Source organism: Phycicoccus jejuensis, assembly GCF_000720925.1.
In the GTDB taxonomy this organism is placed as follows: Bacteria; Actinomycetota; Actinomycetes; order Actinomycetales; family Dermatophilaceae; genus Phycicoccus; species Phycicoccus jejuensis.
The window spans coordinates 1-764 of sequence record NZ_JOEE01000037.1 but is presented as its reverse complement, the minus strand read 5'-3'; the positions used below and the strand labels follow the sequence as shown (position 1 = coordinate 764).

Annotated in this window: 1 protein-coding gene and 1 pseudogene; both read right to left on the bottom strand. The window is 69.9% G+C overall.

The genetic code is table 11. The annotated features are described in order from the left end of the window. Positions 1–216: pseudogene (locus IG69_RS0119485) on the bottom strand (phage tail tip lysozyme); the annotation flags it as partial. After that, positions 213–764: M23 family metallopeptidase (locus tag IG69_RS0119480; protein ID WP_036830682.1), on the bottom strand; the 552-nt coding region annotated here is incomplete at its 5' end. The gene IG69_RS0119480 and the pseudogene IG69_RS0119485, both read right to left, overlap by 4 nt.

The window sequence follows — 764 nt, the reverse complement described above, 5'->3', positions numbered from 1 at the left end:
GTCGTAGCAGGAGGGCTGGGTGGTGCCGTAGTCGGCGATCGAGGTGGTGAAGTCGCTGACGGCGCCGGCGTTGTCGCTGTTGTAGAAGAGGCAGAACTCTCCGGTGTCGCAGACGCCGTCGCGGGAGGCCGCCTGGGCGGGGGTCGCCACGACACCCGTCGCGACGACCACCGCCCCGGCGACCGCGGCCCAGCGGGCGCGGGTCAGGGCGCTCACGGGCAGGACTGCTTGCGCTGGAGGGTCGTCGTGTTGTTCGGGTACGCCGGGCTGCCGTCCTTGAAGGTGGCCTTGACGACGGTCCCGTTGAGGCGCTGTTCGTAGTGCAGGTGCGGGCCGGTGGACCCGCCGGTGCTGCCGACGCGGCCGATCATCGTCTTCGCGGTGACGCTCTGCCCGACCGAGACGTCCTGCGAGCTGAGGTGGGCGTAGTAGGTCTTGTAGCCGCCGGCGTGCGAGATGACGATGTACCGGCCGTACGAGGTGTTGCCGAGGTTGGCCACGGTCGTCACGGTGCCCGGCGCGGACGCGTACACCTTCCAGCCGAGGTCGTCGGGGTAGTGGTTGAAGTCGACCGCGAGCGACGGGCTGTGGTTGCTGCGGGTCTGGCCCTCCCAGCTCTCGCCGCAGGGGAAGGGCAGGAGGAACCCGGACGAGGAGCCGCCGCTGCCGATGCGGTGGGAGGCGTTGTTGTTCTTGAGGGTGGCGTTGAGGTTGGCCTTGGCGCCGTCGGCGAAGGTCTGGGAGGCGCCGGCGTAGCTGCTGTT